The following is a 20,465-nucleotide window of genomic DNA, read 5'->3' on the forward strand; positions in this document are numbered from 1 at the left end:
TGGTGAATACTTTTCGTCTGCCGATATCCTCTCAGCATAGTCGCTGTCCTGCGGTTAGCGGTGAATTATACGGCACCCGATTTCTGGTGGGATGATTTATCTTAAGAACCATTAAGAAAATACTTATTCAACTGGCTGAGGCCGTTTGTGCAATGAACCAGAGGCAGGGCGAAACGAGGAAGAAGCTTTTCGCCCTGGTCAGCATCCGTTGCTGACCGTGTGACAATAAAAAACCGGACGATCGCTGACAATCATCCGGTTTTGCCTTTTCGTAGCGCCTCGACAATTTTTTATGGTGTTGCAGTGCGTTTCAGCATCATTGCGAGGTTCTTCCCAGCCAGCTGTCCCAGTCTTTCCAGACAGGCTGAAGACCCTGAGCCGTCAGGGCTGCGGCGACCGCTTCCGGACGTCGTCCGTCATGCGGCACAAACTGCTCAAGCTCAGGATGATCGTCGGCGTAGCCGCCAGGCTGCGTTTTAGAAAACGCGCTGACGTTGTTAATCGCAAGCGGGATGACGCGATCGCGAAACGCCGGGGACTCACGCGTTGAGAGCGATAATTCCACTTCCGGGGCGAGCAGGCGAAACGCGCAGATGGTTTGCACCAGCTGGCGTTCATCCATCAGCGAAGCCGGTTCAATCCCGCCCGCGCAAGGTCTCAGGCGCGGGAAGGAGATGGAATAACGGCTCTGCCAGTAGTGCTGCTGGAGCCACAGCAAATGTTCCGCCACCATATAACAATCCACCCGCCAGCTGTCAGAGAGCCCGATCAGCGCGCCCAGACCGATTTTGTCGATGCCCGCGCGACCCAGCCTGTCCGGCGTTTCCAGGCGGAAAAAGAAATCCTGTTTCTTGCCCTTCAGGTGGTGCCGGGCGTACGTCGCCTCGTGGTAGGTTTCCTGGTAGACCATGACCCCGTCCAGCCCGAGGGTTTTGAGCTCCGCGTACTCCTCCTGTTCCAGGGGCTGCACTTCCATCTGCAGCGACGCAAACTGACGACGAATGGCGGGAAGGTGGTGACGGAAATAGTCCATTCCCACTTTTCCCTGATGTTCGCCCGTGACCAGCAGAAGATGTTCAAAACCCATTTCACGAATGGCCGCACACTCCCGGGCAATCTCATCGTCATCAAGCGTTTTACGCTTGATGCGGTTGCTCATGGAAAAACCGCAGTAGGTGCAGTCATTGGCGCACAGGTTTGAGAGATAGAGCGGCACGTAGAAGCTCACCGTGTTGCCAAAACGCTGGCGTGTGAGCCGCTGCGCTCGCTGGGCCATCGGTTCGAGGTACGCGCTGGCCGCCGGGGAGAGCAGGGCCATCAGATCCTCGCGGGTCAGATGGCGGGCATTTAGCGCACGCTCCACGTCAGCCGCCGTTTTGCTGTTGATGCGCAGGGCAATGTCGTCCCAGCTAAGCTGCCGCCAGCGCTCGGTAAACGTGCTCATGAGATCGCCTCCAGAAAACCGGTCAGCGGGCTGGTGGCCTGCGCCTGGAAACTGCGCGAGCCGGGGCCGGACTCCCTTGCCAGCAGGCCAGCCTCAACGGCCATGCGGAACGCACGTGCCATCATGACCGGATCGTCGGCAACCGCGATGGCCGTGTTGACCAGCACCGCGTCGGCGCCCATTTCCAGCGCCTGCGCGGCATGGCTGGGCACACCGATGCCCGCATCCACCACCACCGGTACGGTAGCCTGCTCGATGATGATTTCCAGCATCGCGCGGGTTTCCAGCCCCTGGTTGGAGCCAATAGGGGCGCCCAGCGGCATGACGGCGGCGCAGCCGACCTCTTCCAGCCGTTTGCACAGGACAGGGTCGGCGCCGCAGTAAGGCAGGACGATAAACCCTTGCTGCACCAGCTTTTCAGCCGCTTTCAGCGTTTCGATAGGGTCGGGCAGCAGCCAGCGGGCGTCAGGATGAATTTCCAGCTTCAGCCAGCGGGTGCCGAGCGCCTCGCGGGCCAGCTGTGCGGCAAAAATTGCCTCTTCGGCCGTTTTGGCACCGGAGGTGTTGGGCAGCAGCGTGACGCCAGCCTCCAGTAAAGGAGCGAGAATGGCATCGCTGTGATGACGTAGATCCACGCGCTTGAGCGCCAGCGTCACCAGCTGGCTGCCGCTTTCGCGAATGGCATCCACCATCAGCTGCGGCGAGGCGAATTTTCCGGTTCCGGTAAACAAATGTGAATTAAAGACTTTATCGGCAATACGTAACATCTCAGCCCCCTGCGATAACCTGAAACAGCAGGATCTGGTCGCCGTCATTGACCTGCTGATGTTCCCACTGCTCGCGCGGCAGGATCTGTTGATTGAGCGCCAGCGCCGTTCCCGGCCTGAGCTGACGCAGCTTGTCGAGCAGTACCGCAACGGTGAGCCCGTCGTCGCATCTCATCGGTTCATCGTTAAACAGAATGCGCATCGCGACCTCCGCATACCGGGCAGCGGCTGGCGCGGTGTAAGGCCAGATGGCGCCAGCCGCTGGAGCGGGCATCAAACAGCCGCAGCGTATTGCGTTCCGTCTCCATGCCGCTGAGCAGCTTGATGGCTTCCAGCGCCTGCATTGTGCCCATTACGCCGACCACCGGACCAAGAATGCCCGCCGTACGGCAGTTGCGCGCCGGCTCTGCATCATCCGGCCACAGGCAGCGATAGCAGCCCTGCGACCACGGTGGGGTCAGGACCATCATCTGCCCGCCGAAACCCACCGCGCTGGCGGTGATAAGCGGCGTATTACTTGCCACGCAGGCGGCGTTAATCGCCTGGCGCGTCGCCATGTTGTCCGTGCAGTCCAGCACCACGTCGGCAAGGGCGACCTCACGGCGCAGGCTTTCACCGCTGAGCCGATCCTGCAGGGCAATCAGCTCGATATCCGGGTTGAGCTGGTTCAGGCGCTGCCGGGTGATTTGCGCTTTCGGCTGGTTGATATCCTCGGTGGTAAAGAGGATTTGTCGCTGCAGGTTGCTGAGGTGAACCTCGTCGTCGTCGGCCAGCACCAGCGTACCGATGCCCGCACCAGCCAGATAAAGCGCGGCGGGCGCGCCTAACCCGCCCAGACCGACAATCAGCACCCGGCTGGCGAGCAGTTTTTGCTGCCCGTCGATGGCGATATCTTCCAGCAGGATCTGACGGCTGTAGCGCATAAAATCACGATCGTTCATCACCCGCTCCTGCCAGCTGTAACAGCTGTTCGGTGGCGAGACGCCAGTCTGCGGCCTGGGTGATGGCGCTGACGACGGCGATACTGCCGACGCCGGTCTCCAGCACCGCCGGGGCGCGTTCAAGGCTGATTCCGCCGATGGCGACGGTAGGGTAATCGGCAAGGCGTTTAACGTGGCTCGCCAGCTGCGTCAGACCCTGCGGTGCGGAGGGCATCTGCTTGGTTTGCGTCGGGAAGACGTGACCCAGCGCGATGTAAGAGGGACGGGCCGCCAGCGCCACGTCGATCTCCATGTCATCGTGTGTTGAAACGCCAAGACGCAACCCGGCTTCGCGGATAGCGCTCAGATCCGTTGTTTCCAGATCCTCCTGACCCAGATGCACGCCGTAAGCCTGGTGCTTAACCGCCAGCCGCCAGTAGTCGTTGATAAACAGGCGGGCGTTATGCCGACGCCCAAGCGCGATGGCGGCAACCACATCCGCTTCCACCTCTTCGTCGCGTTTATCCTTGATGCGCAGCTGGAGGGTGCGAACGCCTGCCCCCAACAGGCGCTCTATCCAGGCCACGCTGTCCACCACCGGATAGAGCCCTAAACGGTAGGGGACGGGCGGGAAATCGGGCTTATACATTACGCCTCCTCTTTTTTGAGGTAGATTTCGCCGCCTCTGGCGCGGAAGGATTCGGACATGTCCGCCATCCCCACTTCAATGGTCTGCGCGGCGGCGTAGTCGCGCACCTCCTGGCTAATTTTCATCGAGCAGAACTTCGGCCCGCACATAGAGCAGAAGTGCGCGACTTTGCCTGATTCCTGCGGCAGGGTTTCGTCGTGATAGGCGCGGGCGGTGAACGGGTCCAGCGCCAGGTTGAACTGGTCTTCCCAGCGGAATTCGAAGCGCGCCTTCGACATGGCGTTATCGCGGATTTGCGCGCCCGGGTGGCCTTTGGCCAGATCCGCCGCGTGGGCAGCAATTTTGTAGGTGATCAGCCCCTGCTTCACGTCCTCTTTGTTCGGCAGGCCGAGGTGTTCTTTCGGCGTTACGTAGCAGAGCATGGCGCAGCCGAACCAGCCGATCATCGCCGCCCCAATGCCTGACGTAAAGTGGTCATAGCCCGGCGCAATATCGGTGGTCAACGGCCCGAGGGTGTAGAACGGCGCTTCGTGGCAGTGCTCCAGCTCCTCGGTCATGTTGCGGCGGATCATCTGCATCGGCACGTGTCCCGGACCTTCAATCATCACCTGCACGTCATACTCCCAGGCGATTTTAGTCAGTTCACCCAGCGTGTGCAGCTCGGCAAACTGCGCTTCGTCATTCGCGTCGCGAATAGAGCCCGGACGCAGGCCGTCGCCCAACGACAGAGAGACATCGTACGCGGCACAGATTTCGCAGATCTCGCGGAAGTGCTCGTAGAGGAAGTTTTCCTGATGATGTGACAGGCACCACTTCGCCATGATGGAACCGCCGCGCGAGACGATGCCGGTCAGGCGCTTCGCCGTCATCGGCACGTAGCGCAGCAGCACGCCCGCGTGAATGGTGAAGTAGTCCACGCCCTGTTCAGCCTGCTCCAGCAGCGTGTCGCGGAACGCTTCCCAGGTGAGGTCTTCGGCAATGCCGTTGACCTTCTCCAGCGCCTGATAAATCGGGACGGTGCCAATCGGTACCGGGCTGTTACGCAGGATCCACTCGCGGGTTTCGTGAATATAGCGGCCGGTGGAGAGGTCCATCACCGTGTCCGCACCCCAGCGCGTGGACCAGACCAGCTTTTCCACCTCTTCTTCGATGGAGGAGGTCACGGCCGAGTTACCGATGTTCGCGTTGACCTTCACCAGGAAGTTGCGGCCAATAATCATCGGCTCGGACTCCGGATGGTTGATGTTGGCGGGGATAATCGCGCGGCCTGCGGCCACTTCGTCGCGCACAAACTCCGGCGTGATGTTCTCCGGCAGGCGAGCGCCAAAGCCCTCGCCTGGGTGCTGATAGCGCAGCACTTCGCTACGGATGCGCTCGCGGCCCATGTTTTCGCGGATGGCGATGAACTCCATCTCCGGCGTGACGATGCCCTGGCGCGCGTAGTGCAGCTGGGTCACGCATTTGCCCGCTTTGGCGCGTTTTGGCGTCAGCAGGCCGGTAAAGCGCAGCTCGTCCAGACCGTCGTCGGCCAGGCGCTCTTTGGTGTAGGCAGAGCTGAGTACGCTCAGTTCTTCGCAGTCGTTGCGCGCATCAATCCACGGCTGGCGCAGCTTCGCCAGACCCTGCTGGACGTTGATGGCAACATCAGGGTCGCCGTACGGGCCGGAGGTGTCGTATACCGGCACGGCTTCGTTGTCTTCATACTGCGGGTTATCTTTGCTGCCGCCGATAAGCGTCGGGCTGAGCTGAATTTCGCGCATTGGGACGCGGATATCGGCCTGCGAGCCGGAAATATAGATGCGTTTCGAGTTCGGGAAAGCGGTGCCTTCCAGCGTGTCGATGAAGTGTTGGGCCTGTGCGCGCTGTTCGCGGCGGGTCAGTTTTGCAGTAGACATAGCTCATTCCAAAAGTGAAGGACATGGCTTGTCAGACGACGGATGAAGCAAGAGAGGATCGCCCTCAGGCGATACAACAGCAGTGTGACTCTTGTTCCCTTCGCAGGTATTAGCCTGATCAGGTTCCGCGGATCCCGAATTAACGGTCTCAGCCCGCGCTTTCAGGCGCTGGGCACTCCGACAAGAAAAATCCCCCTCGTGAGAGGGGCGAATGGTTGTAAATTACTCGTTAACGATGAAGAACTCAAGCAGGGCGCGCGACGTTCTCTTCGCTACTGATGTTCACATCATTGTCCAGCACGAGGGCGATCAGCTTATCTTCCAGCGTGAATCGCTCTTCCAGCGCTTCACCGAGGTCGGATAGCGCCCGCTGGAACTCAAGATAGTTATCGTGATCGATGGCGTTCTCGAGCGCGGAATCATAGTAATCCATGATCTGCTGGGTGTTGGCTTCCAGCAGCGGATAGAGCTTGCTGGCCGCTAAATAGGGTGTTGTCCCTTCCATTTCACGGATAATGCGTTCATAAATATTGAAATGGCCGTCGGACAGATAGTCGACCAGGCCCTGACAAAAATCATCCAGCGCTTTTTCATTCAGTCGCATAAACGATTCTTTGCCAGGCTTAATACCGACCAGATTGTAATAAGCCACGAGTAGATGCTTGCGTACATGTAGCCAGCGATCCACCAGTTTGTTACTTCCTCTAACGCGCTCAGTCAGGCTTTCCAGCTGGTTTAACATGGTCGACTCCGCAAAATGTAGGATTGAATCTGCTTATCCAGAATGTAACCACAATGCTAACAACATGTCAGTGAAGCGAAGGTAGTGCAATAGATATGGATCGTATTATTGAAAAATCAGATCTTGGTTGGTGGATCGTCAGTCACGAACAAAAATTATGGCTTCCTGCCGGGGAAATCCCCTATGGCGCAGCTGAGGCATTCGATCTTGTTGGCCAGCCAGCGCTACAGATCGGCGAGTGGCAGGGTGAGCCCGTGTGGTTGATCCAACAGTCCCGCCGCCAGGATATGGGATCCGTGCGCCAGGTGCTGGATCTGGACGTGGGACTGTTCCAGCTGGCGGGGCGCGGCGTGCAGCTGGCAGAGTTTTACCGCTCGCATAAATACTGCGGCTACTGCGGTCATACCATGCGCCCGAGCAAAACCGAGTGGGCGATGCTCTGCAGCCACTGCCGCGAACGCTACTATCCGCAGATTGCGCCGTGCATCATCGTCGCTATCCGCCGGGAGGATTCCATCCTGCTGGCGCAGCATACCCGCCATCGCAACGGCATTCACACCGTGCTGGCCGGCTTCGTCGAAGTGGGCGAAACGCTGGAGCAGGCGGTGGCGCGCGAGGTGATGGAGGAGAGCGGGATCAAAGTGAAGAACCTGCGCTACGTCACCTCCCAGCCGTGGCCGTTCCCGCAGTCGCTGATGACGGCATTTATGGCCGAATACGACAGCGGCGAGATCGTTATTGACCAGAAAGAGCTGCTGGACGCGAACTGGTATCGCTACGACGATTTACCGCTGTTGCCTCCGCCGGGCACCGTGGCGCGTCGGCTGATAGAAGATACCGTGGCGATGTGTCGGGCCGAGTATGAGTAGTGTTACACTGAGGCCATGACGCTTAAGGAACTGCAAAAATGACCGAACTGAAGAACGATCGTTATCTGCGTGCGCTGCTGCGCCAGCCCGTTGATGTCACCCCGGTGTGGATGATGCGCCAGGCGGGACGCTATCTGCCAGAGTACAAAGCCACGCGCGCGCAGGCGGGCGATTTTATGTCGCTGTGCAAAAACGCCGAGCTGGCCTGTGAAGTCACGCTCCAGCCGCTGCGCCGTTTCCCGCTGGATGCTGCGATCCTCTTCTCGGATATTCTGACCATTCCGGATGCAATGGGCCTTGGCCTGTACTTCGAAACCGGTGAAGGTCCGCGTTTCACCTCCCCAATCAAAAGCAAAGCCGACGTGGATAAGCTGCCGATCCCCGATCCGGAAGGCGAGCTGGGCTACGTGATGAACGCCGTACGCACCATCCGCCGCGAGCTGAAAGGTGAAGTGCCGCTGATTGGCTTCTCCGGCAGCCCGTGGACGCTGGCGACCTATATGGTGGAAGGGGGCAGCAGCAAAGCCTTCACCATGATTAAAAAGATGATGTACGCCGAGCCGCTGGCCCTGCATGCGCTGCTCGATAAGCTGGCAAAGAGCGTTACCCTCTATCTGAACGCGCAGATTAAGGCCGGTGCGCAGTCGGTGATGATTTTCGATACCTGGGGTGGCGTGCTGACCGGGCGCGATTATCAGCAGTTCTCCCTGTACTACATGCACAAAATCGTTGACGGCCTGCTGCGTGAAAACGAAGGTCGCCGCGTGCCGGTGACGCTGTTCACCAAAGGTGGCGGTCAGTGGCTGGAAGCGATGGCGGCAACCGGCTGCGACGCGCTGGGCCTCGACTGGACGACCGATATTGCCGATGCCCGCCGCCGCGTGGGCGACAAAGTGGCGCTGCAGGGCAACATGGACCCGTCCATGCTCTATGCGCCGCCTGCCCGCATTGAAGAAGAAGTGTCGACTATACTGTCTGGTTTCGGCCAGGGGGAAGGCCACGTCTTTAACCTCGGCCACGGCATCCATCAGGATGTGCCGCCAGAACACGCAGGCGTATTTGTGGAGGCGGTGCATCGGCTTTCTGCCCAGTATCACAAGTAAGGAGTGATTATGGATCTCGCGTCGCTACGCGCTCAGCAAATCGAACTGGCCTCATCGGTGATCCGCGAGGATCGTCTGGATAAAGATCCTCCGCAGTACATTGGCGGAGCAGACGTCGGGTTCGAGCAGGGCGGAGAAGTGACGCGAGCGGCGATGGTGGTGCTGAAATACCCTTCGCTTGAGCTGGTGGAGTACAAGGTTGCGCGTATCGCGACCACCATGCCGTACATTCCGGGCTTTCTCTCCTTCCGCGAATATCCCGCGCTGCTGGCAGCGTGGGAGCAACTCTCGCAAAAACCTGACCTGCTGTTTGTCGACGGACACGGTATTTCACACCCGCGCCGTTTAGGCGTTGCCAGCCACTTTGGGCTGCTGGTGGATGTGCCGACCATTGGCGTCGCCAAGAAACGCCTGTGCGGCGCCTTTGAACCTCTTTCAGCCGAGCCGGGCGCGCTGGCGCCGCTTATCCATAAAGGCGAGCAGCTGGCGTGGGTTTGGCGCAGCAAGGCGCGCTGTAATCCGCTCTTTATCGCTACCGGGCACCGGGTGAGCATGGACAGCGCCCTGGCGTGGGTGCAGCGCTGCATGAAGGGCTACCGCTTGCCGGAGCCGACGCGCTGGGCAGACGCCGTGGCATCTTCGCGTCCGGCTTTTGTTCGTTGGCAGGAAATTCAGCGATGATTCAGGTAAACTGCGCCTAATTTTCGTTTCGAGAGATCATCATGCTACAAAACCCGATTCACCTGCGCCTTGAGAAAGTTGAAAGCTGGCAGCACGTGACGTTTATGGCTTGCCTGTGCGAGCGCATGTATCCCAACTATGCCGCGTTCTGTAAGGAGACGGGCTTTGGTGATGGCCATATCTACCGCCGCATTCTGGATCTGATCTGGGAAACGCTGACGGTGAAAGACGCGAAGGTGAACTTCGACTCCCAGCTGGAAAAGCTGGAAGAGGCGATTCCGGCTGCGGATGATTTTGACCTGTACGGTGTCTACCCGGCGATTGATGCCTGCGTGGCGTTAAGCGAACTGCTTCACTCCCGTCTGAGCGGTGAAACGCTGGAGCACGCTATTGAAGTCAGTAAGGCATCTATTACGACCGTCGCGATGCTGGAAATGACCCAGGAAGGTCGCGAGATGACCGACGAAGAGCTGCGTGCTAACCCGGCAGTTGAGCAAGAATGGGACATTCAGTGGGAAATTTTCCGCCTGCTGGCAGAGTGTGAAGAACGCGATATCGAGCTGATAAAAGGGCTACGCGCGGACTTACGAGAGGCTGCTGAGAGCAATATTGGTATAATTTTTAACCAATGAGATAAGAAAACTTGAGATAACGCCCGTTTTGTCGCTCCTCGACTCTTCCCTTTCGCCCCTTGTCTGGTCTACATTTGGGGGGCGAAAAAAAGTGGCTATCGGTGCGTGTATGCAGGAGAGTGCTTTTTTGGCATTTTCGTCGCACTCGATGCTTAGCAAGCGATAAACACATTGAAAGGATAACTTATGAACAAGACTCAACTGATTGATGTAATTGCGGACAAGGCTGATCTGTCTAAAGTGCAGGCTAAAGCTGCTCTGGAATCTACCCTGGCTGCTATTACTGAGTCTCTGAAAGAAGGCGATGCTGTACAACTGGTTGGTTTCGGTACCTTCAAAGTGAACCACCGCGCTGAGCGTACTGGCCGCAACCCGCAGACCGGTAAAGAAATCAAAATCGCCGCAGCTAACGTGCCGGCATTTGTTTCTGGTAAAGCACTGAAAGACGCTGTTAAGTAAGACGCGTGGCAGTGAACAGTTTTAGCGAAGGGGCGGTAACGCCCCTTTTGTCTTTCTGGCGTGGAACGCTCGCGCTGGCAGGCATGCTGCTGCTGTCCGCCTGCAGCCACGACACCTCCCTGCCGCCGTTTACCGCCAGCGGTTACGCGGACAACCAGGGTGCGGTCAGGATCTGGCGCAAAGATTCCGGCGGCGAAGTGCATCTGCTTTCTGCCTTCAGCCCGTGGCATAACGGCAATACGTCGACGGCGGAATATCGCTGGCAGGGAGATGACCTGTCGCTGATTGAACTGAACGTCTACAGCAAGACCCCCGAACACGTGAAAGTGCGTTTTGACGACCATGGCGAGCTGAGCTTTATGCAGCGTGAAGTCAGCGGTCAAAAACAGCAGCTTTCCAGCGATCAAATCGCCCTCTACCGTTATCGTGCCGAACAAATCCGCCAGACCAGCGATGCGCTTCGTCTGGGCCGCGTTGTGCTGCGCCAGGGGCGCTGGCATGCCGATGGAACGGTAACCACCTGCGAAGGGCAGACGGTCAAGCCCGAGCTCGAATCCTGGGCAACAGAACACATTCAACGCCGTCAGCGTCATTCATCAGTGGAGGTGAGTGTGGCGTGGCTGGAAGCGCCGGAAGGCTCTCAGCTGCTGCTGGTGGCGAACGAAGACTTCTGCACCTGGCAGCCGACAGAGAAGAGTTTCTAATTGTGCCGCGAGCGGTTCCCTCTCCCCTTAGGGGAGAGGGTTAGGGTGAGGGGAACAGACGGCTCCCTTACTCGCCCTGCTCGCGTGCAATCGCGCGATAACCGATATCCTGACGGCTAAAGCTGCCGTTCCAGTGAATATCCGCCATCAGCGCATAGGCGCGCTTCTGCGCCTCTGCCACGGTATGACCCAGCGCGGTCGCACACAGCACGCGTCCGCCGTTGGTGAGGACGCGATCGTCTTCAGCCAGCTTCGTACCGGCATGGAACACCTTCGCACCGTCAATCTCTTCCAGCGGCAGTCCGTGGATCTCATCCCCGGTGTTGTAGTTGCCCGGGTAACCACCCGCAGCAATCACCACGCCCAGAGACGCGCGCTCGTCCCACTCTGAGGTTTTCTCGTCGAGCTTGCCTTCGCAGGCCGCCAGGCACAGATCCACCAGGTCAGATTTCATGCGCAGCATGATGGGCTGCGTTTCCGGATCGCCAAAGCGGCAGTTGAATTCGATAACCTTAGGGTTACCCTGCTTGTCGATCATCAGACCTGCATAAAGGAAACCGGTGTAGGTGTTGCCTTCCGCCGCCATCCCTTTCACGGTAGGCCAGATGACGCGATCCATGGTGCGCTGATGTACTTCGTTAGTCACTACCGGAGCAGGGGAGTAGGCACCCATCCCACCGGTATTCGGGCCGGAATCACCATTACCCACGCGCTTGTGGTCCTGGCTGGTGGCCATCGGCAGAACGTGCTCGCCGTCGACCATCACGATAAAGCTGGCCTCTTCACCGTCGAGGAACTCTTCGATCACGATGCGGTGGCCCGCATCGCCAAAGGCGTTGCCCGCCAGCATATCCTGAACCGCGGCTTCTGCTTCTTCGAGGGTCATCGCCACGATCACGCCTTTACCGGCTGCCAGACCGTCGGCCTTGATAACAATCGGCGCGCCTTTTTCACGTAAATAGGCCAGGGCCGGCTCCACTTCGGTGAAGTTCTGATATTCCGCCGTCGGGATGTTATGACGCGCGAGGAAATCTTTGGTGAAGGCTTTGGAGCCTTCCAGCTGCGCGGCACCTTGCGTTGGGCCGAAGATTGTCAGGCCAGCAGCGCGGAAGGCATCAACGACGCCAATCACCAGCGGCGCTTCCGGGCCGACGATGGTCAGGTCGATTTTCTCGCTCTGGGCAAAGCTCAGCAGCGCCGGAATGTCGGTTACGCCAATGGCGACGTTCTGTAGCGTCGGCTCCAGGGCAGTACCGGCGTTGCCCGGTGCCACGAAGACCGTTTTCACCAGCGGAGACTGCGCCGCTTTCCACGCCAGAGCGTGCTCGCGTCCGCCGTTACCAATTACTAATACTTTCATTTTCAGCTCCGGGAATTAATGGCGGAAGTGGCGCATGTCGGTGAAGATCATCGCAATGCCGTGTTCGTCGGCGGCGGCAATCACTTCGTCGTCGCGGATTGAGCCGCCAGGCTGGATCACGCAGGTGATCCCTACCGCGGCTGCCGCGTCGATACCGTCACGGAACGGGAAGAAGGCGTCAGAAGCCATGGCGGAGCCTTTGACTTCCAGACCTTCATCGCCTGCTTTAATACCCGCGATTTTCGCGGAGTAGACGCGGCTCATCTGGCCTGCACCTATTCCGATGGTCATGTTCTCTTTCGCGTAGACGATGGCGTTGGATTTGACGAACTTGGCGACCTTCCAGCAGAACAGCGCATCACGCAGTTCCTGTTCGCTCGGCTGACGCTTGGTCACCACGCGCAGGTCGGCTTCTGTCACCATACCCAGATCGCGGTCCTGAACCAGCAGGCCGCCGTTCACGCGCTTGAAGTCCAGGCTCGGCACGCGTTCTGCCCACTGGCCGCAAACCAGTACGCGCACGTTCTGTTTCGCGGCGGTGATTTTCAGCGCCTCTTCGGATGCGGATGGCGCGATGATCACTTCAACGAACTGGCGGGAGATGATGGCCTGAGCCGTTTCAGCATCCAGCTCGCGGTTGAAGGCGATAATGCCGCCGAACGCAGAGGTCGGGTCGGTTTTGTAGGCGCGATCGTAGGCATCCAGAATAGAGGTGCTCACGGCAACGCCGCATGGGTTGGCGTGCTTAACGATTACGCAGGCTGGCTCGCTGAACTCTTTCACGCATTCCAGCGCGGCGTCGGTGTCGGCAATGTTGTTATAGGAAAGGGCTTTACCCTGAACCTGCTGAGCAGTCGCAACAGAGGCTTCTTTTACCTCTTCTTCTATATAGAAGGCAGCCTGCTGGTGGCTGTTCTCGCCGTAGCGCATATCCTGCTTCTTAATGAAGTTCAGGTTCAGGGTGCGCGGGAAGCGGCCAGAAGGATCTTTGCTTTCACCGTGGTAGGCTGGCACCAGGCTACCGAAGTAGTTGGCGATCATGCTGTCGTACGCGGCGGTGTGTTCGAAGGCTTTGATGGCGAGGTCGAAACGCGTTGCAAGCGTCAGGGACCCTTCGTTGGCATCCATCTCATTAATAATGGTTTCGTAATCGCTGCTCTTTACGACGATGGCCACATCTTTATGGTTCTTGGCCGCGGAGCGCACCATGGTCGGGCCGCCGATATCAATATTCTCTACGGCATCTTCCAGTGAACAGCCTTCGCGGGCAACGGTCTGGGCAAACGGGTAGAGGTTAACAACCACCATGTCGATTGGCGCGATGTCATGCTTTTCCATAATGGCGTCGTCCTGACCGCGACGGCCAAGAATACCGCCGTGTACTTTCGGGTGCAGAGTTTTGACGCGTCCATCCATCATTTCCGGGAAACCGGTGTAATCGGACACTTCGGTTACCGGCAGACCTTTATCTGCTAACAGGCGAGCGGTGCCGCCTGTAGAAAGCAGCTCCACACCGCGTGCGGAAAGTGCCTGAGCGAATTCGACGATACCGGCTTTATCAGAAACACTGAGCAGAGCGCGGCGGACTGGACGACGTTGTTGCATGGTAAATCCCCTGGATTTCACGATTACAGAGAGCGTTAGATGAATTTTCCTACGAAAAACTCATCTAACACACCTGACGGGGCATCCTTATTAAGCGCGAGCATTTTAACGAAAACGTTTGCGCAACGCTCGCACATTTTCACTTTTTCGTATCATTGTGGATAAGTCTGTGTGTAAAAAGGTATAAGGCGGGTTTTTGCTGTGGAATGCAGCAGTCAGTCATTTTTCTGTCATTTAGCGGTTGCGGCCTGCTGAGAACTCCCTATAATGCGCCTCCATCGACACGGCGGATGTGAATCACTTCACAAACAACCCGGTCGGTTGAAGAGAAAAAATCCTGAAATAACGGGTTGACTCTGAAAGAGGAAAGCGTAATATACGCCACCTCGCAACGGTGAGCGAAAGCCGCGTTGCACTGCTCTTTAACAATTTATCAGACAATCTGTGTGGGCACTCAAAGTGACATGGATTCTTAATGTCTTCGGACAATAAATGAATACCAAGTCTCTGAGTGAACATACGTAATTCATTACGAAGTTTAATTCACGAGCATCAAACTTAAATTGAAGAGTTTGATCATGGCTCAGATTGAACGCTGGCGGCAGGCCTAACACATGCAAGTCGAGCGGTAGCACAGGAGAGCTTGCTCTCCGGGTGACGAGCGGCGGACGGGTGAGTAATGTCTGGGAAACTGCCTGATGGAGGGGGATAACTACTGGAAACGGTAGCTAATACCGCATAATGTCGCAAGACCAAAGAGGGGGACCTTCGGGCCTCTTGCCATCAGATGTGCCCAGATGGGATTAGCTAGTAGGTGGGGTAACGGCTCACCTAGGCGACGATCCCTAGCTGGTCTGAGAGGATGACCAGCCACACTGGAACTGAGACACGGTCCAGACTCCTACGGGAGGCAGCAGTGGGGAATATTGCACAATGGGCGCAAGCCTGATGCAGCCATGCCGCGTGTATGAAGAAGGCCTTCGGGTTGTAAAGTACTTTCAGCGGGGAGGAAGGCGATAAGGTTAATAACCTTGTCGATTGACGTTACCCGCAGAAGAAGCACCGGCTAACTCCGTGCCAGCAGCCGCGGTAATACGGAGGGTGCAAGCGTTAATCGGAATTACTGGGCGTAAAGCGCACGCAGGCGGTCTGTCAAGTCGGATGTGAAATCCCCGGGCTCAACCTGGGAACTGCATTCGAAACTGGCAGGCTAGAGTCTTGTAGAGGGGGGTAGAATTCCAGGTGTAGCGGTGAAATGCGTAGAGATCTGGAGGAATACCGGTGGCGAAGGCGGCCCCCTGGACAAAGACTGACGCTCAGGTGCGAAAGCGTGGGGAGCAAACAGGATTAGATACCCTGGTAGTCCACGCCGTAAACGATGTCGACTTGGAGGTTGTGCCCTTGAGGCGTGGCTTCCGGAGCTAACGCGTTAAGTCGACCGCCTGGGGAGTACGGCCGCAAGGTTAAAACTCAAATGAATTGACGGGGGCCCGCACAAGCGGTGGAGCATGTGGTTTAATTCGATGCAACGCGAAGAACCTTACCTACTCTTGACATCCAGAGAACTTTCCAGAGATGGATTGGTGCCTTCGGGAACTCTGAGACAGGTGCTGCATGGCTGTCGTCAGCTCGTGTTGTGAAATGTTGGGTTAAGTCCCGCAACGAGCGCAACCCTTATCCTTTGTTGCCAGCGGTTCGGCCGGGAACTCAAAGGAGACTGCCAGTGATAAACTGGAGGAAGGTGGGGATGACGTCAAGTCATCATGGCCCTTACGAGTAGGGCTACACACGTGCTACAATGGCGCATACAAAGAGAAGCGACCTCGCGAGAGCAAGCGGACCTCATAAAGTGCGTCGTAGTCCGGATTGGAGTCTGCAACTCGACTCCATGAAGTCGGAATCGCTAGTAATCGTAGATCAGAATGCTACGGTGAATACGTTCCCGGGCCTTGTACACACCGCCCGTCACACCATGGGAGTGGGTTGCAAAAGAAGTAGGTAGCTTAACCTTCGGGAGGGCGCTTACCACTTTGTGATTCATGACTGGGGTGAAGTCGTAACAAGGTAACCGTAGGGGAACCTGCGGTTGGATCACCTCCTTACCTTAAAGAACCTGCCTTTGTAGTGCTCACACAGATTGTCTGATGAATGATGAACTTCTGAATGTACTTTTGAGTGCATTAAGAAGTTTTGCTCTTTAAAAATCTGGATCAAGCTGAAAATTGAAACGACACATCTTTAATGGTGTGTTCGAGTCTCTCAAATTTTCGCAATTTGATGATGAATCGAAAGAAACATCTTCGGGTTGTGAGGTTAAGCGACTAAGCGTACACGGTGGATGCCCTGGCAGTCAGAGGCGATGAAGGACGTGCTAATCTGCGAAAAGCGCCGGCGAGGTGATATGAACCTTTGACCCGGCGATGTCCGAATGGGGAAACCCAGTGTGTTCCGACACACTATCGTTAACTGAATACATAGGTTAACGAGGCGAACCGGGGGAACTGAAACATCTAAGTACCCCGAGGAAAAGAAATCAACCGAGATTCCCCCAGTAGCGGCGAGCGAACGGGGAGCAGCCCAGAGTCTGAATCAGCTTGTGTGTTAGTGGAAGCGTCTGGAAAGTCGCACGGTACAGGGTGACAGTCCCGTACACGAAAGCACACTTGCTGTGAACTCGAAGAGTAGGGCGGGACACGTGGTATCCTGTCTGAATATGGGGGGACCATCCTCCAAGGCTAAATACTCCTGACTGACCGATAGTGAACCAGTACCGTGAGGGAAAGGCGAAAAGAACCCCGGCGAGGGGAGTGAAAAAGAACCTGAAACCGTGTACGTACAAGCAGTGGGAGCACCTTCGTGGTGTGACTGCGTACCTTTTGTATAATGGGTCAGCGACTTATATTCTGTAGCAAGGTTAACCGTATAGGGGAGCCGAAGGGAAACCGAGTCTTAACTGGGCGTTAAGTTGCAGGGTATAGACCCGAAACCCGGTGATCTAGCCATGGGCAGGTTGAAGGTTGGGTAACACTAACTGGAGGACCGAACCGACTAATGTTGAAAAATTAGCGGATGACTTGTGGCTGGGGGTGAAAGGCCAATCAAACCGGGAGATAGCTGGTTCTCCCCGAAAGCTATTTAGGTAGCGCCTCGTGAACTCATCTTCGGGGGTAGAGCACTGTTTCGGCTAGGGGGCCATCCCGGCTTACCAACCCGATGCAAACTACGAATACCGAAGAATGTTATCACGGGAGACACACGGCGGGTGCTAACGTCCGTCGTGAAGAGGGAAACAACCCAGACCGCCAGCTAAGGTCCCAAAGTCATGGTTAAGTGGGAAACGATGTGGGAAGGCACAGACAGCCAGGATGTTGGCTTAGAAGCAGCCATCATTTAAAGAAAGCGTAATAGCTCACTGGTCGAGTCGGCCTGCGCGGAAGATGTAACGGGGCTAAACCATGCACCGAAGCTGCGGCAGCGACGCTTATGCGTTGTTGGGTAGGGGAGCGTTCTGTAAGCCGTTGAAGGTGTGCTGTGAGGCATGCTGGAGGTATCAGAAGTGCGAATGCTGACATAAGTAACGATAATGCGGGTGAAAAGCCCGCACGCCGGAAGACCAAGGGTTCCTGTCCAACGTTAATCGGGGCAGGGTGAGTCGACCCCTAAGGCGAGGCCGAAAGGCGTAGTCGATGGGAAACAGGTTAATATTCCTGTACTTGGTGTTACTGCGAAGGGGGGACGGAGAAGGCTATGTTAGCCGGGCGACGGTTGTCCCGGTTTAAGCATGTAGGCGGAACGATTAGGTAAATCCGGTCGTTTATTAACGCTGAGGTGTGATGACGAGGCACTACGGTGCTGAAGTAACAAATGCCCTGCTTCCAGGAAAAGCCTCTAAGCATCAGGTAACATCAAATCGTACCCCAAACCGACACAGGTGGTCAGGTAGAGAATACCAAGGCGCTTGAGAGAACTCGGGTGAAGGAACTAGGCAAAATGGTGCCGTAACTTCGGGAGAAGGCACGCTGATATGTAGGTGAAGCCCCTGCGGGTGGAGCTGAAATCAGTCGAAGATACCAGCTGGCTGCAACTGTTTATTAAAAACACAGCACTGTGCAAACACGAAAGTGGACGTATACGGTGTGACGCCTGCCCGGTGCCGGAAGGTTAATTGATGGGGTTAGCGGTAACGCGAAGCTCTTGATCGAAGCCCCGGTAAACGGCGGCCGTAACTATAACGGTCCTAAGGTAGCGAAATTCCTTGTCGGGTAAGTTCCGACCTGCACGAATGGCGTAATGATGGCCAGGCTGTCTCCACCCGAGACTCAGTGAAATTGAACTCGCTGTGAAGATGCAGTGTACCCGCGGCAAGACGGAAAGACCCCGTGAACCTTTACTATAGCTTGACACTGAACACTGGTCCTTGATGTGTAGGATAGGTGGGAGGCTTTGAAGCGTGGACGCCAGTCTGCGTGGAGCCGCCCTTGAAATACCACCCTTTAATGGCTGGTGTTCTAACGTAGACCCGTAATCCGGGTTGCGGACAGTGTCTGGTGGGTAGTTTGACTGGGGCGGTCTCCTCCCAAAGAGTAACGGAGGAGCACGAAGGTTAGCTAATCCTGGTCGGACATCAGGAGGTTAGTGCAATGGCATAAGCTAGCTTGACTGCGAGAGTGACGGCTCGAGCAGGTGCGAAAGCAGGTCATAGTGATCCGGTGGTTCTGAATGGAAGGGCCATCGCTCAACGGATAAAAGGTACTCCGGGGATAACAGGCTGATACCGCCCAAGAGTTCATATCGACGGCGGTGTTTGGCACCTCGATGTCGGCTCATCACATCCTGGGGCTGAAGTAGGTCCCAAGGGTATGGCTGTTCGCCATTTAAAGTGGTACGCGAGCTGGGTTTAGAACGTCGTGAGACAGTTCGGTCCCTATCTGCCGTGGGCGCTGGAGAATTGAGGGGGGCTGCTCCTAGTACGAGAGGACCGGAGTGGACGCATCACTGGTGTTCGGGTTGTCATGCCAATGGCATTGCCCGGTAGCTAAATGCGGAAAAGATAAGTGCTGAAAGCATCTAAGCACGAAACTTGCCCCGAGATGAGTTCTCCCTGACTCCTTGAGAGTCCTGAAGGAACGTTGAAGACTACGACGTTGATAGGTCGGGTGTGTAAGCGCAGCGATGCGTTGAGCTAACCGATACTAATGAACCGTGAGGCTTAACCTTACAACGCCGAAGCTGTTTCGGCGAAGAGACGACGCATTCAACTCAGCTTGATACAGATTTAACAGAATTTGCCTGGCGGCTTTAGCGCGGTGGTCCCACCTGACCCCATGCCGAACTCAGAAGTGAAACGCCGTAGCGCCGATGGTAGTGTGGGGTCTCCCCATGTGAGAGTAGGGAACTGCCAGGCATCAATTAGAAGAACCCCGTACCGTAAGGTGCGGGGTTTTTTGCTTTTGTTTTTCCCCCTCCTTGAAACTTTCTCACCTTCCTCTTGCAGACTCGACATTCAAACCATTTCTGGGTATCGTTAGCTATCTGGATGTCTAAACGTTTATACGTATGCTGTGAGGATATTAAGTTATGCCGATTCGGGTGCAGGACGAGCTACCAGCCGTCAATTTCTTGCGTGAAGAAAACGTCTTCGTGATGACGGCTTCGCGTGCGACAGGTCAGGAAATTCGCCCGCTGAAGGTGCTTATTCTCAATCTGATGCCAAAAAAGATCGAAACAGAAAACCAGTTCCTGCGTCTTCTGTCTAACTCCCCGCTGCAGGTTGATATTCAGCTGCTGCGAATCGATGCCCGTGAGTCACGCAACACGCCTTCTGAGCATCTGAACAACTTCTACTGTAACTTCGATGACATTCAGGGTGAAAACTTCGACGGACTGATTGTGACCGGCGCGCCGCTTGGCCTGGTTGAATTTAACGATGTCGCCTACTGGCCGCAGATCAAACAGGTTCTGGAGTGGGCAAAAGATCACGTCACGTCCACATTGTTTGTCTGTTGGGCGGTACAAGCCGCACTGAATATTCTTTATGGCATCCCCAAGCAAACCCGCACTGAAAAGCTCTCCGGCGTATACGAACACCACATTCTTCATCCACACGCGCTGCTGACGCGTGGTTTCGATGACTCTTTCCTGGCGCCGCATTCTCGCTACGCCGATTTCCCGGCCCAGCTGATTCGTGATTACACCGATCTGGAGATCCTGGCCGAAACGGAAGATGGAGATGCTTATCTGTTTGCCAGCAAGGATAAACGCATTGCATTCGTGACCGGGCATCCTGAGTACGATCCGCATACCCTTGCGTCAGAGTATTTCCGTGATGTCGAAGCGGGTCTTAATCCGGATGTACCGTACAACTATTTCCCGAAAGACGACCCGCAAAACAAACCGAGAGCAACCTGGCGCAGCCACGGGAATTTGCTTTTTACCAACTGGCTCAACTATTACGTCTATCAGATAACGCCATACGATCTGCGTCACATGAATCCGACGCTGGAGTAATCTTCTGCACTAAACGATCCTAAAGCGTTTCAGCTATTCAAATCAGGCACCTTCGGGTGCCTTTTTTATTTCCGAAATATCACCCACCGTTCGATCCAACTTTAATATCAATAAAATCAATCAATTAA

General features: G+C 56.3%; 16 protein-coding genes, 3 rRNA genes and 1 riboswitch. Of the genes, 10 read left to right on the forward strand and 9 right to left on the reverse strand.

Going from position 1 to position 20,465, the window contains the following annotated elements; genetic code table 11:
* Window positions 1-316: 316 nt before the first annotated feature.
* The 7 genes from thiH to rsd form a co-directional block, all read right to left on the reverse strand.
* Window positions 317-1,444 carry a 2-iminoacetate synthase ThiH gene (gene thiH / locus GVO84_RS01175; RefSeq protein ID WP_159515299.1) on the reverse strand — a complete coding sequence of 376 codons (1,128 nt, stop codon included), beginning with the start codon at window positions 1,442-1,444 and terminating at the stop codon, window positions 317-319.
* Window positions 1,441-2,211 (reverse strand): thiazole synthase, encoded by a 771-nt coding sequence (thiG, locus tag GVO84_RS01180; protein ID WP_159515300.1) that lies wholly within the window; start codon window positions 2,209-2,211, stop codon window positions 1,441-1,443. Before thiG ends, thiH begins: the two co-directional genes overlap by 4 nt.
* Window position 2,212: 1 nt before the next feature.
* Window positions 2,213-2,413, reverse strand: coding sequence for a sulfur carrier protein ThiS (thiS, locus tag GVO84_RS01185; protein WP_121425955.1), 201 nt, complete (start codon window positions 2,411-2,413; stop codon window positions 2,213-2,215).
* Window positions 2,397-3,152 carry a HesA/MoeB/ThiF family protein gene (locus tag GVO84_RS01190; protein WP_038417715.1) on the reverse strand — a complete coding sequence of 252 codons (756 nt, stop codon included), beginning with the start codon at window positions 3,150-3,152 and terminating at the stop codon, window positions 2,397-2,399. The genes thiS and GVO84_RS01190 overlap by 17 nt, the downstream gene beginning before the upstream one ends.
* Entirely contained in the window at window positions 3,139-3,780 is a 642-nt protein-coding gene (gene thiE, locus GVO84_RS01195) for a thiamine phosphate synthase (RefSeq protein WP_159515301.1), read from the reverse strand. The genes GVO84_RS01190 and thiE overlap by 14 nt, the downstream gene beginning before the upstream one ends.
* Window positions 3,780-5,675, reverse strand: coding sequence for a phosphomethylpyrimidine synthase ThiC (thiC, locus tag GVO84_RS01200; protein WP_121425953.1), 1,896 nt, complete (start codon window positions 5,673-5,675; stop codon window positions 3,780-3,782). Before thiC ends, thiE begins: the two co-directional genes overlap by 1 nt.
* Before the next feature lie 78 nt (window positions 5,676-5,753).
* A riboswitch (TPP riboswitch) is annotated at window positions 5,754-5,865 on the reverse strand.
* 54 nt (window positions 5,866-5,919) lie between these two features.
* On the reverse strand, window positions 5,920-6,417 hold the full coding sequence (gene rsd, locus GVO84_RS01205) for a sigma D regulator (RefSeq protein WP_159515302.1): 498 nt from the start codon (window positions 6,415-6,417) through the stop codon (window positions 5,920-5,922).
* A 95-nt stretch (window positions 6,418-6,512) separates the two neighbouring features.
* On the opposite strand from rsd, the gene nudC reads away from it, so the two are divergent.
* The 6 genes from nudC to GVO84_RS01235 all read left to right on the forward strand — a co-directional run bounded on the left by nudC (window position 6,513) and on the right by GVO84_RS01235 (window position 10,865).
* Window positions 6,513-7,286 carry an NAD(+) diphosphatase gene (nudC, locus tag GVO84_RS01210; protein WP_121425952.1) on the forward strand — a complete coding sequence of 258 codons (774 nt, stop codon included), beginning with the start codon at window positions 6,513-6,515 and terminating at the stop codon, window positions 7,284-7,286.
* A 38-nt stretch (window positions 7,287-7,324) separates the two neighbouring features.
* Complete coding sequence (gene hemE, locus GVO84_RS01215) at window positions 7,325-8,389, forward strand: uroporphyrinogen decarboxylase (protein WP_029742041.1); 1,065 nt, start codon at window positions 7,325-7,327, stop codon at window positions 8,387-8,389.
* Window positions 8,390-8,398: 9 nt separating this feature from the next.
* Window positions 8,399-9,070, forward strand: a complete 672-nt coding sequence (nfi, locus tag GVO84_RS01220; RefSeq protein WP_023309979.1) for a deoxyribonuclease V — start codon at window positions 8,399-8,401, stop codon at window positions 9,068-9,070.
* A gap of 41 nt (window positions 9,071-9,111) precedes the next feature.
* On the forward strand, window positions 9,112-9,702 hold the full coding sequence (locus tag GVO84_RS01225; protein ID WP_029742042.1) for a YjaG family protein: 591 nt from the start codon (window positions 9,112-9,114) through the stop codon (window positions 9,700-9,702).
* A gap of 186 nt (window positions 9,703-9,888) precedes the next feature.
* A complete protein-coding gene (hupA, locus tag GVO84_RS01230; RefSeq protein WP_002445246.1) occupies window positions 9,889-10,161 on the forward strand; it encodes a nucleoid-associated protein HU-alpha in 273 nt (90 codons plus the stop codon).
* An 11-nt stretch (window positions 10,162-10,172) separates the two neighbouring features.
* Window positions 10,173-10,865 carry a DUF1481 domain-containing protein gene (locus GVO84_RS01235; RefSeq protein WP_159515696.1) on the forward strand — a complete coding sequence of 231 codons (693 nt, stop codon included), beginning with the start codon at window positions 10,173-10,175 and terminating at the stop codon, window positions 10,863-10,865.
* Between the two features lie 67 nt (window positions 10,866-10,932).
* On the opposite strand, the gene purD is transcribed toward GVO84_RS01235, so the two are convergent.
* Window positions 10,933-12,225: a phosphoribosylamine--glycine ligase gene (gene purD / locus GVO84_RS01240; protein WP_159515303.1), complete on the reverse strand. Its 1,293-nt coding sequence runs from the start codon at window positions 12,223-12,225 to the stop codon at window positions 10,933-10,935.
* Window positions 12,226-12,240: 15 nt separating this feature from the next.
* Window positions 12,241-13,830: a bifunctional phosphoribosylaminoimidazolecarboxamide formyltransferase/IMP cyclohydrolase gene (gene purH / locus GVO84_RS01245; protein WP_121425949.1), complete on the reverse strand. Its 1,590-nt coding sequence runs from the start codon at window positions 13,828-13,830 to the stop codon at window positions 12,241-12,243.
* A gap of 560 nt (window positions 13,831-14,390) precedes the next feature.
* On the opposite strand from purH, the gene GVO84_RS01250 reads away from it, so the two are divergent.
* From GVO84_RS01250 to metA, 4 genes are all read left to right on the forward strand, one after another.
* A 16S ribosomal RNA gene (locus GVO84_RS01250) occupies window positions 14,391-15,932 on the forward strand.
* 209 nt (window positions 15,933-16,141) lie between these two features.
* Window positions 16,142-19,047 (forward strand): 23S ribosomal RNA (locus GVO84_RS01255).
* A 71-nt stretch (window positions 19,048-19,118) separates the two neighbouring features.
* Window positions 19,119-19,234, forward strand: a 5S ribosomal RNA gene (gene rrf, locus GVO84_RS01260).
* The 16S, 23S and 5S rRNA genes sit together here, the layout of an rRNA operon.
* A 173-nt stretch (window positions 19,235-19,407) precedes the next feature.
* Complete coding sequence (metA, locus tag GVO84_RS01265) at window positions 19,408-20,337, forward strand: homoserine O-acetyltransferase MetA (RefSeq protein WP_024906663.1); 930 nt, start codon at window positions 19,408-19,410, stop codon at window positions 20,335-20,337.
* Window positions 20,338-20,465: the final 128 nt, after the last annotated feature.

This window comes from Enterobacter sp. SM3 (genome assembly GCF_009811935.2).
GTDB lineage: Bacteria > Pseudomonadota > Gammaproteobacteria > Enterobacterales > Enterobacteriaceae > Enterobacter > Enterobacter asburiae_D.